At 71.4% G+C, this 13,120-nt stretch carries 11 protein-coding genes and 1 tRNA gene; 3 read left to right on the plus strand and 9 right to left on the minus strand.

From position 1 onward, the window contains the following. Positions 1 to 13: 13 nt before the first annotated feature. The 3 genes from FKN01_RS19270 to FKN01_RS19280 form a co-directional block, all read right to left on the minus strand. Complete coding sequence (locus FKN01_RS19270) at positions 14 to 2,005, minus strand: tetratricopeptide repeat protein (RefSeq protein WP_143622242.1); 1,992 nt, start codon at positions 2,003 to 2,005, stop codon at positions 14 to 16. 291 nt (positions 2,006 to 2,296) lie between these two features. Continuing rightward, a tRNA-Met gene (locus FKN01_RS19275) sits at positions 2,297 to 2,370 on the minus strand. A 51-nt stretch (positions 2,371 to 2,421) separates the two neighbouring features. After that, positions 2,422 to 5,409 carry a UPF0182 family protein gene (locus FKN01_RS19280; protein WP_185992905.1) on the minus strand — a complete coding sequence of 996 codons (2,988 nt, stop codon included), beginning with the start codon at positions 5,407 to 5,409 and terminating at the stop codon, positions 2,422 to 2,424. 137 nt (positions 5,410 to 5,546) lie between these two features. On the opposite strand from FKN01_RS19280, the gene FKN01_RS19285 reads away from it, so the two are divergent. Beyond that, entirely contained in the window at positions 5,547 to 6,104 is a 558-nt protein-coding gene (locus FKN01_RS19285; RefSeq protein ID WP_260696947.1) for a PPA1309 family protein, read from the plus strand. A gap of 28 nt (positions 6,105 to 6,132) precedes the next feature. Here FKN01_RS19285 and FKN01_RS19290 read toward each other — a convergent pair whose 3' ends face one another. The 4 genes from FKN01_RS19290 to FKN01_RS19305 form a co-directional block, all read right to left on the minus strand. Next, positions 6,133 to 7,221 (minus strand): PDZ domain-containing protein, encoded by a 1,089-nt coding sequence (locus FKN01_RS19290; RefSeq protein ID WP_143622245.1) that lies wholly within the window; start codon positions 7,219 to 7,221, stop codon positions 6,133 to 6,135. Between the two features lie 92 nt (positions 7,222 to 7,313). After that, a complete protein-coding gene (locus FKN01_RS19295) occupies positions 7,314 to 7,502 on the minus strand; it encodes a hypothetical protein (RefSeq protein ID WP_143622247.1) in 189 nt (62 codons plus the stop codon). 127 nt (positions 7,503 to 7,629) lie between these two features. After that, positions 7,630 to 8,091 carry a molybdenum cofactor biosynthesis protein MoaE gene (locus FKN01_RS19300; RefSeq protein ID WP_143622249.1) on the minus strand — a complete coding sequence of 154 codons (462 nt, stop codon included), beginning with the start codon at positions 8,089 to 8,091 and terminating at the stop codon, positions 7,630 to 7,632. Between the two features lie 175 nt (positions 8,092 to 8,266). Beyond that, the gene (locus FKN01_RS19305) at positions 8,267 to 9,409 is read right to left on the minus strand and encodes an SDR family oxidoreductase (protein ID WP_143622251.1); all 1,143 of its coding nucleotides are present in this window, start codon (positions 9,407 to 9,409) and stop codon (positions 8,267 to 8,269) included. 189 nt (positions 9,410 to 9,598) lie between these two features. Between FKN01_RS19305 and FKN01_RS19310 the strand changes: the two genes are divergently transcribed. Together FKN01_RS19310 and FKN01_RS19315 are read left to right on the plus strand one after the other, a co-directional pair. Next, positions 9,599 to 11,047 carry a zinc-dependent metalloprotease gene (locus tag FKN01_RS19310; protein ID WP_143622253.1) on the plus strand — a complete coding sequence of 483 codons (1,449 nt, stop codon included), beginning with the start codon at positions 9,599 to 9,601 and terminating at the stop codon, positions 11,045 to 11,047. Further along, the gene (locus FKN01_RS19315; protein WP_143622255.1) at positions 11,044 to 11,592 is read left to right on the plus strand and encodes an NUDIX hydrolase; all 549 of its coding nucleotides are present in this window, start codon (positions 11,044 to 11,046) and stop codon (positions 11,590 to 11,592) included. Before FKN01_RS19310 ends, FKN01_RS19315 begins: the two co-directional genes overlap by 4 nt. A gap of 70 nt (positions 11,593 to 11,662) precedes the next feature. On the opposite strand, the gene FKN01_RS19320 is transcribed toward FKN01_RS19315, so the two are convergent. Both FKN01_RS19320 and FKN01_RS19325 read right to left on the minus strand, forming a co-directional pair. Then, entirely contained in the window at positions 11,663 to 12,418 is a 756-nt protein-coding gene (locus FKN01_RS19320; RefSeq protein WP_143622257.1) for an AIM24 family protein, read from the minus strand. A 19-nt stretch (positions 12,419 to 12,437) separates the two neighbouring features. Beyond that, a complete protein-coding gene (locus FKN01_RS19325) occupies positions 12,438 to 13,118 on the minus strand; it encodes an AIM24 family protein (RefSeq protein ID WP_143622259.1) in 681 nt (226 codons plus the stop codon). Positions 13,119 to 13,120: the final 2 nt, after the last annotated feature.

A 13,120-nucleotide genomic window follows, 5' to 3' on the forward strand; every position in this document is an offset into this window, starting at 1 on the left:
CCGCGCCCAGGGCCTACGCCGTCAGTTCCTGGTGCAGGGCCTCGCGGAGGCGCGCCGCGCGCTCCGCGACCTCCGCCGGGCCGAGCTCGACCGCCCGGGCGCACCAGCGCTGCCCCTCCGCCAGCTCACCGCGGCGCGCGGCGAGCAGGGCCAGGCGCAGCGCGGCCCGCCCGTGACCGTCGGCGGCGGCGCGGGTCCACCACAGGGCGGCCTCGCGCTCGCTGCCCTCGCGGGCCAGCAGCAGGCCGAGGTTGAACGCGCCGTTGCGGCTGCCGGACTCGGCCGCCGCGCGGTACCAGTACCCGGCGCTCTCCACGTCTCCCCGGGAGGCGGCGAGCATGCCGACGCGGACCTGGGCGCGGCGGTGCCCCTGCTCGGCGGCCCGCTCGTACCACTCCTCGCACTCGGTCTTCTCGGGCAGCGGCTCGCCCAGCGCCGGCGGCCCGGGCGGCGGCTGCCGCGCGTCGAGCAGCCCGGCCAGCCGGAAGGCCGCCTCCGCGCTGCCGCCGCCCGCCGCGCAGCGCAGGTGGCGCTCGGCCTCCTGCTCCTCGCCGTGGTGCAGGAGCGCCATGCCGACCTGGAGCGCCGCCTCGGTGTGCCCGGCCGCCGCCGCCCGCTCGTACCAGAGGAGGGCGGTGCGGTCCTCGTCGCGCCCGGCGTAGAGGATGCCGAGGTTGAAGGCCGCGTCCACGCTGCCCGCCTCGGCCGCCTTGGAGAACCAGGGCTCGGCGCCGGCCGGGTCGCCGGCCTGGAGCAGGAGCACGGCGAGCGCGTTGGCCGCCTCGCGGTGGCCGGCGTAGGCGGCGCGGCGGTACCACTGCTCGGCCTGGGCGGTCCGGTCCTGGGCGGCGCAGAGCAGCCCGAGGTTGTACGCGCCGTTGACGTCGCCCGCGTCCATCGCCGCGCGGTACCAGCGCTCGGCGGTCTGCTGCTCGCCCCGGGCCGCGTGCAGCGCGCCGAGGGCGTTCGCGGCGTTGCCGTCGCCGTCCTGGGCGGCGCGCAGCCACCACACGGCGGCGCTCTCCCGGTCGCCCGCGTCGCGCAGCAGGAAGCCGAGCGCGCAGGCGGCCCGGGCCTCGCCCGCCTTGGCCGACATCAGATACCAGCGCCCGGCCTCCTTCAGCTCGCCGCGCTGTTCGAGGATCGCCCCGAGGTGCAGGGCGGCGCGCCGGTGACCGCGCGCGGCGGCCTGCCGGTACCACTGCTCGGCCTCGCCGCCGCGCGCCTGTCCGGGGCCGGAGACCGGGCCGTCGCCCTCGGCGGTGCGGCGGGGCGCGGCGGGCTGCGCGCCGGAGCGCGGGCCCAGGCCGGGGCGGCCGAACACCTCGTGCGCGGCGTCGGCGGCGTTGCGCTCCAGGAGGCGCGCCAGTCGGTAGGCGGCCTCGCGGTGGCCCTGTTCGGCGGCGGCGCGCAGCCAGCGCTCGGCTCCGACGTCGCTGCGGTGCTCCAGGAGGTCGGCCAGGGCGTAGGCGCCGAGCGCGTGGCCCTGCTCGGCGGACTGGCGCAGCCAGTACTCGGCGGCGGGCTCGTCCCCGCGCTCGCGGAAGTGCCGGCCCAGGGCGTGCGCGGCGGCGGCGGAGCCGGCCACGGCGGCGGTGCGCCACCAGCCGGCCGCCTCGTCGGGGTAGCCGCGCTGGTGCAGCAGGACGCCCAGGTTGTTCGCGGCGGCCCGGTCCCCGGCGGCGGTGGCGCCACGCAGGTAGGGCTCGGCGCCGGCGAGGTCGCCCCGGCGCAGGAGCAGGGCGCCGAGCACGCTCATCGACGCGGTGTCACCGGCGTCGGCCGCGCGGCGGTGGCGGGCCTCGGTCTCCGCGCCGTCCGCGCTCGCCTCGGCCTCCGCCCGCTCGGCGTTCTCCACCCCGTGGGCGGCCTCGATGGTCTCTGCGGTCTCGGTGGTCGCGGCACTCTCCGCGTTCTCGGCGTCCTCGGAAGTCTGGGCGGTCCCGGTGCTCTCGATGGTGTCTTTGTACTGCTCGGCGGCAGCGGCAAACACCGCATCCGCCATCTTTTCCGCCGGATGGACGTGACCCCGCGCAAACCGCCCTGTCTTCAACAGAGTTGCCCTGTCCCCCATAAATACCATCGTCGCACCACCTGTAACCCGCGTACACCTGGTATATCGCGGTCAGTGACGTCACTTCAGCGTTTTGTCGACATGCCCACAGAGAGACAAGTCAAACACGTCCCCGGCCAACTCGTGCCCCTCGAACCGCACTTCACGCCCACCTCGTGAACAGGCCGCCACGGCACGACGAAGGCCCGGATCCCCTGGAGGATCCGGGCCTTCGTCTTTCAGTAGCGGGGACAGGATTTGAACCTGCGACCTCTGGGTTATGAGCCCAGCGAGCTACCGAGCTGCTCCACCCCGCGTCGTTGTGTTCAAACCGTACCACGACGCGGGGCGGAGCTTTACCGGGTTACTCAGCCCCCGCCCTCATCGCCCGTTTTGTCCGAAGCGCTGGCCTGGCTCGCCTTGTCGCCCTTGTCACTCTCATCGGGCTTGTCCGCCTTGCCGTCACCGGACGTGCCGGCCTTGCCGTCGGCGTCCGCCTTGGACTGGGCCGCGGCAGCCCGCTCCAGCGCGTCCTGGAGATCGGTCTGCGCCTTGCCGTAGGCCGCCCAGTCCTGCTTCTTCAGCGCCGCCTCGCCTTCCGTGTACGCCTTCTGGGCGTCGGCGATCGCCTTCTTCAGCGCGGCGTCACCGGTGGCCGGCGGCTGGCTGGTGTCCGGCGGCTCGGTGGTGTCGCCCGGCGGCTCGCTCGTATCGGAACCATCGGCGCCGAACACCGCGTTCAGCGCCTCGCCGAGGCTGTTCTCGAAGACGATCTTCGAGCCGTACGAGGCGGCGACCTTGCGCAGCAGCGGGTAGTTCTGCGTACCACCGCGCGTGTAGACCGGCTCGATGTAGAGGAAGCCCCCTTCGAGCGGCACGGTCAGCAGGTTGCCGTACTCGATGTCGGAGTCGGTGCCCTTGAGGTTTCTCACGAACTCGGCGACGTCGTCGTTGCCGTTGAGCTCACTCTGTACCTGGCCTGGGCCCTTCACCGCGCCGGTGACTCTCAGGAGCCTTATCGTGCCGTAGTCCTTGCTGGCCGCGTCGGCGTCCACCGCCATGAACGCCCCGAGGTCGGGCCGCCCCTTCGGGGTGAACGTCGTGGTCAGCGAGAACTTCTGAGCCGTCTGCCCCGGCATCTTTATGCTCAGGTAGTACGGCGGGACGGAGCCGGACTCCTTGTTGGTCGGGTCGTCCGGAACCTGCCAGGCGTCACTGCCGCTGTAGAACTGCGCGGGGCTCGTGACGTGGTAGCGGGTCAGCAGCTCGCGCTGCACCTTGAACAGGTCCTGCGGGTAGCGCAGGTGGTCCATCAGCTCCTGCGGGATGTCCGCCCTGGGCTTCACGGTCCCGGGGAACGCCTTGCGCCAGGTCTTCAGGACCGGGTCCTGCGTGTCCCACTCGTACAGCGTGACCGTGCCGTCGTAGGCGTCGACCGTGGCCTTCACCGAGTTGCGGATGTAGTTGACCTGGTTCTGCTGGGCGACGACCGCGCGCTGGTTGGTGGTCAGCGAGTCGGCGGTGGTGTCCCCGAGCGTGGTGCGCGAGGCGTACGGGTAGCCGTTGGTCGTCGTGTAGGCGTCGACGACCCACTGGATGCGCTTGTTCACCACGGCCGGGTAGGCGTCGCCGTCGATGGTGAGCCAGGGGGCCACCGCCTCCACGCGCTCCTTGGGCGTGCGGTTGTAGAGAATCCGCGACCCGTCGCCGATGGCGCCCGAGTAGAGGATCTGCGGCTCGCTGAACGCCACCGCGTAGGCGGCGCGGTTGAACGTGTTGGAGAGACTGACCCCGCTGTCGCCCTTGTAGCTGGTGGTCTTCTCGCCGTCCTCCTCGTAGTCGAGCTCCTTCTGGGGCCCGCCGACGATGGAGTACTGCTCGGTCTTCTCGCCGTAGTAGATCTCCTGCTTGTACGTGCCCAGGTCGCCGGTGGTCGGCAGCCCGGACTCGGTGAAGTCGGGAGATCCCTGCGGGTTCTTACCGGTGGTGGTCCCCCGGGCGGCGATGGCGCCGTAGCCGTGGGTGTACGTGAAGTGGTCGTTGATCCAGTTGCGCTTGGGGATGCCCTCGATGTTGAGCTCGCGCAGACCGATGACCGTGTCCTGCTCCTTGCCGGCGTCGTCCTTGTAGCGGTCGACGTCCAGCGTCTTGGGGAACTGGTAGTAGTTCCTCTTCTGCTGGAGCTGCTGGAAGGCGGGCGAGACGACGTTGGGGTCCATCACCCGGTAGCTGGCCGCGTCGTTCGCCGCCGCCCGGAGCTTGGCGTCGTCGTCCTCGGTGGACTTGCCCGTGTAGTCCGAGACCTGCGCGTCGTCGATGCCGTACGCGTCGCGGGTGGCCTCGATGTTCTTCCGGATGAACGGGGCTTCTTTGGCCTGCTCGTTCGGCTGGACCTGGAACTTCTGCACGATGGCCGGGTAGAGGCCGCCGATCAGGATGGCCGAGAGGACCATGAGGCCGAAGCCGATCACCGGCAGCTGCCAGGTGCGCCGCCAGAGCGTCGCGAAGAACAGCACCGCGCAGATGGCGGCGATGCAGAACAGGATCGTCTTCGCCGGGAGGTACGCGTTGGCGTCGACGTACCGCAGGCCCGTCCAGTTGTCCGTGGCCTTGAAGTCACTGGACTTCACCGCCAGGCCGTACCGGTCGAGCCAGTACGCCACGGCCTTCAGCGCGACGAAGACGCCGAGCAGCACCGACAGATGGCCGGTGGCCGCGCCCGTCGCCCGCGCGCCGGGGCTGGTGACACGCAGCCCGCCGTACAGGTAGTGGGTCAGCGCGGCGGCGATCAGCGAGAGCACCGTGGCCGCGAAGCCGAAGCCCAGCAGGAAGCGGTACCAGGGCAGGTCGAAGGCGTAGAACGACACGTCCAGATGGAACTGGGGGTCCTTCTGGCCGAACGACACGCCGTTCACGTACATCAGCCAGGTCCGCCACTGACCCGACGCGGAGGCGCCGGCGATCAGGCCGACCAGCGCGGTGACCGCCAGCAGCACCCACTTCTTGTACGGGGCGAGGCCCATCCGGTAGCGGTCCAGGCTCTGCTGCTCCAGCGACATCGCGCTCAGCGGCGGCCGGAGCCGGTGCGCGAGCCAGATGTTCAGGCCGACGGCCAGGGCCATCAGCAGTCCGAAGACGAGGAACAGCCCGATCTTGGTCCACAGGGTGGTGGTGAAGACGGACGAATACGCGACCGACCTGTACCAGAGCCAGTCCGTCCAGAATCCTGCGAACATGACGAACGCCATGGCGAGAATCGCCAGGACGCCCAGAGTCATGAGCAGGGTTCGGGCGCGCCGGGACGGGCGGCCGACTCTGATCCGTGGCCCGGTCGGGCCTCCGCCGCGGTCCGGCATCTGGAAAGCCAACGTGCGCACCTCGAAGTTCGCGGGTCGTGTGAAGCGGGCCCAGCGATCGTAGAGCCCATCCCTTCAACTTACTGATGCTTTACCTAGTTCCCGTTCCGGGGGCGGAAGGAGGCAGGATATTGCCCATGTCCAACGTTTCCCCCTCGGGCCCCCCGATGGCCGCGAGCCCGCTCACCGTCGCGGTGCTCGAAATCGATGAGTACGTCTCCACCCTCGGCTGGGACCAGCCGGCCCGCCTCTTCGCACTGGTCGACACCGCGCGGCTACGGGCCCAGGAACCCGGCCTCGCCGCCCAGCTCGGCCTCGACGACGGTGCGAAGGCCGCCGCGCTGACCCCCGTCGAGCAGGAGGAGCTGCCCGCGGGCACGGCGCTGGACGAGTTCCTCGCCACGATCGCCTGGCCCGACGCGGTCGCCGGGTGCGCGATGACGGTGGAGCGCCTGATGCTGCCGCCGTCCGCCGAGGCGTCCGTGCCGGACGGACTGGACGACAAGCGGCTGACCGAGTGGGTCGCCGAGCACCCCGACCGGCAGGAGGTGCGGATGACCGTGGCCGTTCTGCGGGACGGGGCGCGTGAGTCCGCCGTCCGCCTGCGCGAGAAGGACTCGGCGAGCGAGGTGCTGACCGGCGCCGGTCTCGTGCCGGGCCTGGCCGAGGCGCTGGCGGCCACCTTCGAGTCCTGACCGTCCGCCGTGCGCCGCGGGGGCGCGGTCAGCCCGCCGAGCAGCTCGGCAGCCCGGCCGTGTCCCCCGCGCGGAGCTTGTCCAGGGACTTCCTGGCGTCGTCGATGGTCTTGACCCGGATCAGGGTGAGCCCGTCGGGGGTGTCCGCCGCAGCGGCTTCGCAGTTGTCGTCGGGGGTGAGGAAGTAGCGTGCGCCCGCCTCGCGCGCGCCGACCAGCTTCATGGTGATCCCGCCGATCGGGCCGACCTTGCCGGCGTCGTCGATCGTGCCGGTGCCGGCGATGAACTTGCCGCCCGTCAGCTGTCCCGGGGTCAGTTTGTCGAGGATGCCCAGGGAGAACATCAGCCCCGCGCTCGGGCCGCCCACGTCGGCGAGCTTGATGTCGATGTCGAAGGGAAAGGTGTGGTCGGTCCCCGCCTGGATGCCGACGATCGCGCGGTCCCCCTCGGGGGCCTTCACGGTCGTGAGGGTGACCTTCTCGCTGCCTTCGGGCTTCTTGCCGGCCTTCTCGGCCGCCGCCGCGGTCTTGGCCGGGATCACCGTGAAGACGACGTCCTGGCCGGGCTTGTGCTTGGTGACCAGCTTCGCCACGTCCTCGGGCTTCCCGACCGCGGTGCCGTCGACGTCCTTGATGATGTCGCCCGCGTGCAGCTTGCCCTGTGACGGGCTGTCCTTGACGACGCTGGAGACCACGACGTACGAGGTGACCGGGATGTTCAGCTCCTTGAGCGCCGCGACCTTGGCGCTCTCCTGGGACTGGCTGAACTCCTCGGCGTTCTCCTGCGTCGACTCCTCCTCGGTCTTGCCGTCCGGGTAGAGGGTGTCGTGCGGTACGACGACGCTGTCGTGGCCCAGCCACCCGGAGACGGCCTCCACCAGGTTCATGCTGTAGTCGGCGCCGGTGACGCGGACCGTCGTCATGTTGAGGTTGCCGGACGTCTTGTACGTCTTGTGGCCGGTGATCCGCAGGACGGGGTCGCCCTCGACGTCACCGAGCGTGTTCACCGTCGGACCGGGAGACATCTCCGAGTACGGCACTTTGATCAGCACGCCTGCGCAGAGCAGCGCGATCAGGATCAGCGTGGAGGCGAGCATCGTCGCGGTGCGGCGTGGCATGGAACGACAGTACGGGAAGGGTCTGTCAGTGCACCGCCGGGGCCGGTCCGTACGGGGCCGGGGCGGGCGGGTCGAGGACGCCGGGGGCGGCCTCAGACGTTCGAGATCTGCTCCGCCGGTTCGGAACCGGAGTGGGACTTCTCCATGGCTTCACGGAAGCGCGCGTACCCGGCGAGTTCGGTGACGTCACCGGTGGTGCGGTTGCGGGCGGCCCAGCCTCCCCATATCGCCGCGCCGAACGCGGCGAGAACCGGAATCAACAACCAGGCGAGCGCTGCCATGCCGACCTCCCTACCCACTGATGCGGCCGACTGGCCGATCAGCAGATTAACCATGTGGAGAACCAACGCTCGTGGCAGGGGTGCGGTTACGCAAATCGGGGCGGATGCCCGCCGTTCCGGTTTGCGATCAGCAGGCGCCGACCCATTCCTCCGTACCGTCCGAGAAGCGCTGGTGCTTCCAGATCGGAACCTCGTGCTTGAGGTCGTCGATGAGCTTGCGGGAGGCCGCGAACGCCTCCGCTCGGTGGGGGCAGGAGACCGCCACGACGACCGCGATGTCACCCACCCGCAGTTCACCCACCCGGTGGACGGCGGCGAGCGCCCGGACCGGGAAGTCGGAGACGACCTTCTCCGCCACCCGGCGCAGCTCGTCGGCGGCCGAGGGGTGGCACGAGTAGCCGAGGCCGTCGACGTCCTGTCCACCGTCGTGGTCACGCACGGTGCCGACGAAGAGGGTGGTGCCCCCCGCGGCGTCGTCACCGACCGCCCGGAAGACCTCGTCGACCGACAGCGGCGTGTCACGGATGTCCAGCAGCCGGATCGGGTCCTGCGCCGTCTGCTCACCGGGGTGGTCGTACGTGAGTGCCATGACCCCCATCGTGCCGTACCGCACCGACAACGCGGTATTGCCGGTTCACCCGGCGGGCCGCGCCGCGGCTTGGAGTCTCCTACAGGGCGCTCGGAGACAGGCCGCTCGGACAGGGTGCCGGCTACAGGCGCTCGGAGACAGGGTGCTCGGCCGCAGACGCCCGGAGACAGGGCGCTCAGATGCGGCGGCGGGCCTTGCGCGCGCGGCGCACCAGGGCCGCGGTGCCGAGGAGGGCGACGGTCGCACCGGCGGCACCGGCCGCGGTGGCGTCCTTGCGGCCGAGGCGGCGTCCGGCGACGGTGTGGCGCCCCTCCACCTCCTCCAGGAGCGCGGCGAGCACCTCCTCGTTGGTCCAGGCCGGGCGCCAGCCCGCGTCGTGCAGCCGGCTGACGCTGACCACCCACGGGTGCATGGTGTAGGCCAGGTCACCCGCGGGCGAGGGGGTGAGTCCGATCCGGTGCAGCCGGGCGGCGGCGCCCAGCGCGACGGCGGAGGGGAGCTCCATCCGGCGCACCCCGCTCAGCTCCTCGACCTCCTCCTGCTCCAGCCAGCCGTCACAGCCGACCGCGAACTCCCCGTCGATCTTCTCCAGGGCGGCGTATTCCAGGGCCGTGACCAGGTCCTCCACGTGGCAGAACTGCCAGGCGGGCCGGGAACCGGCGACCACGAGCAGCCGGGGCGACTCGAAGTAGCGGGTCAGCGCGGTGTCCGTGCCGCCGACGAGCACGGCGGGGCGTACGACGGTGACGTGCAGCCCGGGGTGGGCGCGCGGGGCGCGGCGGCCGAGCCGTTCGATCTCCAGCAGGTCGCCGACGCCGGTGGCCTCGGCGGTGGCCCGCAGCTCGGCGTCCTCGGCGAGCGGGAGGTCGTTGTCGGGCAGCGCGCCGTACACCATCGCGGAGGTGCACAGGACGACGCGGTGGACGCCGGCGGCCGCGGCGGCGGTCAGTACGGTCTGGGTGCCGCGCACGTTGTAGGCGGTGCGCGCGGCGGGGTCGCTCTCCAGGTCGAGGTCGAGCGCCAGATGGACGACGACGTCCGCGCCGCGCAGCTTGTCGGCGATGGCGGGGTCGCGGACGTCGAGGAGGTGCCAGGTCGCGTCGGTGACCTCGCCCCGGCGCTCGTCGATGGCGATGACCTGCTTGATCTCCTCGGACGCGGCGAGGCGTGCGGTGAGCAGCTCGCCCACGCCCGTCGCGGCTCCGGTGACGGCCACGACCGGGCCGCGGCCTCCGGGGCGGCCGGGGGCGGTTTTCTTCTCGGGTGACGGGTCGGCCAGGTTTCGCGCTGCGCGAACCTGCGGATCTGGGGAACTCACCGGGCGTCTCCAGCGGTTGTCTTCAGTACGTACCCGCGTGACACGTACGTACCAGGTGGCGTCCATCCTGCCGCAGGGCCGGACCGGGCGGAGCACTGAGGCCCCGAGCGGACTTGGTGTCTACGCTGGATGGTGATGTCGGGCAGTCGCCGTCGGTTCCCCCGGCGGCCCTACGAGCCGAGGAAACCCGTGAGTGACACCCCATTCGGATTCGGCCTTCCGCCGGAGGAGCCGGACGACGGCGACAAGGGCAAGAAGAACGACCCCACCGGAGGTGGGCAGGGTTCGGGCGGTCCGGCGAACCCGTTCGGCTTCGGCCCCGGCGCCGGCGGTGACAACCCCTTCGCCGCCATGTTCGGCTCGATGAACCCGAACGATCTGGGCGCGGCCTTCCAGCAGCTCGGCCAGATGCTGAGCTACGAGGGCGGGCCCGTCAACTGGGACATGGCCAAGCAGATCGCCCGCCAGACGGTGTCGCAGGGCACGCCGGACGGCTCCAAGGACGCGAGCGTGGGTCCCGCCGAGCGGTCGGCGGTCGACGAGGCGCTGCGCCTGGCCGACCTGTGGCTGGACGGCGTGACGTCGATGCCGTCCGGTGCCATCTCCAGCGTGGCGTGGAGCCGCGCGGAGTGGGTCGAGGCGACGCTCCCCGCCTGGCAGCAGCTGGTGGACCCGGTCGCCGAGCGGGTGGGCCTGGCCATGGGCGATGTGCTGCCCGAGGAGATGCAGGCGATGGCGGGCCCGCTGATCGGCATGATGCGGTCGATGGGCGGCGCGATGTTCGGCCAGCAGATCGGGCAGGCCGTCGGCGTGCTGGCGGGCGAGGTGGTCGGCTCGACCGACATCGGGCTGCCGCTGGGCCCGGCGGGCCGGGCCGCGCTGCTCCCGCTGAACGTGGAGCGGTTCGGCAAGGACCTGTCCGTCCCGCAGGACGAGGTGCGGCTGTACCTGGCGCTGCGCGAGGCCGCCCACCAGCGGCTCTTCGCCCATGTCCCGTGGCTCCGCTCGCACCTGTTCGGCGCCGTCGAGGGGTACGCGCGCGGCATCAAGGTCGACACCAGCAAGCTGGAGGACGTGGTCGGCCAGTTCGACCCCTCGCAGCCCGAGCAGCTGCAGGAGGCCCTTCAGCAGGGCATGTTCCAGCCGGAGGAGACGCCGGAGCAGAAGGCGGCCCTGGCCCGTCTGGAGACGGCCCTCGCGCTGGTCGAGGGCTGGGTGGACGCCGTGGTGCACGCCGCCGCGAAGTCCCGGCTGACCTCGGCCGACGCCCTGCGCGAGACGATGCGCCGACGCCGTGCGTCCGGCGGTCCCGCCGAGCAGACGTTCGCCACGCTCATCGGCCTCCAGCTGCGTCCGCGCCGGCTGCGGGACGCCTCGCGGCTTTGGGCCTCGCTCACGGACGCCCGCGGTCTTGAGGGGCGGGACGCGCTGTGGGAGCACCCCGACATGCTCCCGACCGCTCACGACCTGGACGATCCGGACGGCTTCGTCCACCACGAGCAGATGGACTTCTCGGAGCTGGACAAGATGCTCGGCGAGGCGGCGAACGGCCCGAAGAAGCCCGCGCCGGGGGCGGACGCCCCGGGCGAAGCCTCGGAGCAGGGTGACGGCGACGGCAAGGACGACACCGACAAGTGAGCCTGCACGACGACGCCGCCCTGGTGCTGGAGGGTTACGGGGCGGAGGCCGGGGCCGCCCAGAAGGAGCTGCGCGACGCCTATCTGGAGCACCTCGCGCGCCATCCGGACGGCATGTGGAAGTCCTGCGGGGCCGGGCATCTGACGGCCAGCGCCCTGGTCGTCGCCCCGGAGCGGGGCCGGGTGCTGCTCACGCTGCACCGCAAGCTGCGGATGTGGCTGCAGATGGGCGGCCACTGCGAGCCCGGTGACGCGACGCTCGCGGCAGCCGCGCTGCGGGAGGCGACGGAGGAGTCCGGGATCACCGGGCTGACGCTGCTGCCGGGCGGGCCCGTGGTCCTGGACCGGCATCCGATCCCGGCGCCGTGCCACTGGCATCTGGACGTGCAGTACGCGGCGCTGGCCCCGGCGGGCGCGACGGAGAGCATCAGCGAGGAGTCGCTCGACCTGCGCTGGTTCGCCTACGACGAGGTGGCCGAGGTCGCCGATGCCTCGGTGGCGCGCCTGGTGGAGCGTACGCGCGCGGTGCTGGAGGGCGGCCGGTAGCCGCCGGTGCGACGCGGAATCGGTAAGGGGCGGCCTCCAGGGAGGCCGCCCCTTACCGTCGTAGTGCGGCTCAGTTCCAGGCGTTGTTCTGGTTCTGGCCGTGCGCGCCGTGCTGGCCCATGCCGTACTGGGCGGCGAGGCCCTGTCCGATCTGGGCGTTCTGCGGCGGCATCAGCTCGCTCGGCTGGACCAGGGCGAAGCCCTGCCCGAGGAAGCTGAGCTCCCAGCCCTCACCGGTGTTGCCGCGCCGGCGGAAGACACCCGAGGAGTGCGTCTGGGCCTGCATCTGCACCCGTAGCGAGGTCGACCAGGCGACGATCGCGTCGGCGTCGGCGCTGACGTACTTGTCGGGCGTGACCTGCATCATCAGCGGCTGGCCCGACGTCATCAGGGCGACCTTGCCGGTGCCGGAGATGTTGAGCTGGTACTTGCCGGTGCCCGAGATGCCGTACTGGCTGTCCACCGCGATGACCTCGGTGTGCAGCGAGGAGTCGAGCGCCAGGACGTAGGAGCTGTCCACCGTCAGGCCGTCGTGGTCGACGTCCACGACGTGGATGTACTGCGCCAGGTTGGCGAAGTAGACGGTGCCCTGCCCGGAGCAGCGCATCAGGTCCAGCCCCTCGCCGGTGCGGGCGCGGGAGCGGCGCTGGGCGTTCGACTCGTACTCACCGTCGAACTCCATCAGCCCCTGGTAGGCGACCATGGCGCCCTTGCGGGCCAGGACGTCGTCGTGCCCGGTCAGCGCGACCCGCAGGAGCTGCGGGTTCTGGATGGTGTAGCGCTCCTGGGACTGCTGTTCCGTGAGGCCGAAAAGTGAACTCTGCATGGTGTGTTCTCCCTCCCCGTCAGTGCCGGACGCGCAGCCGGTCGGTGCTGTCCTCGCTCGGCTGGACGACGACGATCCCCTGGCCGGAGAAGGCCATCTGGAACGCCTCGCCGCTGCCCCGCCCGATGAGCGATGACGCCTTGAAGCTGCGCTTGCCCTTCACCTTGAGGTGCGGGGACCAGGCGACCAGCGCGTCCGGGTCGACGTACGTCTCGTCCTCGCCGCGTCCGCAGTCGACCACGAGCGGCGTGCCGCGCGAGGTGATCGCGACCCAGCCGGTCCCCGAGATGCAGACGTTCCACAGGCCCTGGCCGGCGAACTTGGCGAGGCCCTTGACCCGCTCGACACCCCAGGTGAGGTGGCCGTCGAAGGCGAGGACGTTGGTGCCGTTGACCGAGAGGGAGTCGTTGTTGAGGTTGATGACGACGACGTCGGCGCCGTAGTCGGCGAGGTAGAGCAGCCCGTCGCCGGTGCACTTCATGAGGGGCGCGCCCTCGCCGGTGATCCACTGCGAGGCGATCTGGCGGACGGCGGGCGGGTTGGGCTCGTACTGGATGAAGCCCTCGTACGCGACCATCGATCCGGTGCGCGCGTAGAGGTCCTGGCCGGTCGCCATGGCGACCTTCAGCATGGAATGGCCGTGGTTCTCCATCCGTGCCGTGACGGGGGTCGGGGCGTAGCCCGCGAGCTGCTGGTTCATGA

Origin of the sequence: Streptomyces sp. 130, assembly GCF_007096885.1 — a bacterium.
Taxonomy (GTDB): domain Bacteria; phylum Actinomycetota; class Actinomycetes; order Streptomycetales; family Streptomycetaceae; genus Streptomyces.

Coding starts and splice junctions, on each gene's coding strand:
- FKN01_RS19285 (WP_260696947.1), top strand. CDS start 5,547: ATGTCCAACGTTTCCCCCTCGGGCCCCCCGATGGCCGCGAGCCCGCTC.
- FKN01_RS19320 (WP_143622257.1), bottom strand. CDS start 12,418: ATGCAGAGTTCACTTTTCGGCCTCACGGAACAGCAGTCCCAGGAGCGC.
- FKN01_RS19280 (WP_185992905.1), bottom strand. CDS start 5,409: ATGCCGGACCGCGGCGGAGGCCCGACCGGGCCACGGATCAGAGTCGGC.
- FKN01_RS19295 (WP_143622247.1), bottom strand. CDS start 7,502: ATGGCAGCGCTCGCCTGGTTGTTGATTCCGGTTCTCGCCGCGTTCGGC.
- FKN01_RS19270 (WP_143622242.1), bottom strand. CDS start 2,005: ATGGCGGATGCGGTGTTTGCCGCTGCCGCCGAGCAGTACAAAGACACC.
- FKN01_RS19300 (WP_143622249.1), bottom strand. CDS start 8,091: ATGGCACTCACGTACGACCACCCCGGTGAGCAGACGGCGCAGGACCCG.
- FKN01_RS19290 (WP_143622245.1), bottom strand. CDS start 7,221: ATGCCACGCCGCACCGCGACGATGCTCGCCTCCACGCTGATCCTGATC.
- FKN01_RS19325 (WP_143622259.1), bottom strand. CDS start 13,118: ATGAACCAGCAGCTCGCGGGCTACGCCCCGACCCCCGTCACGGCACGG.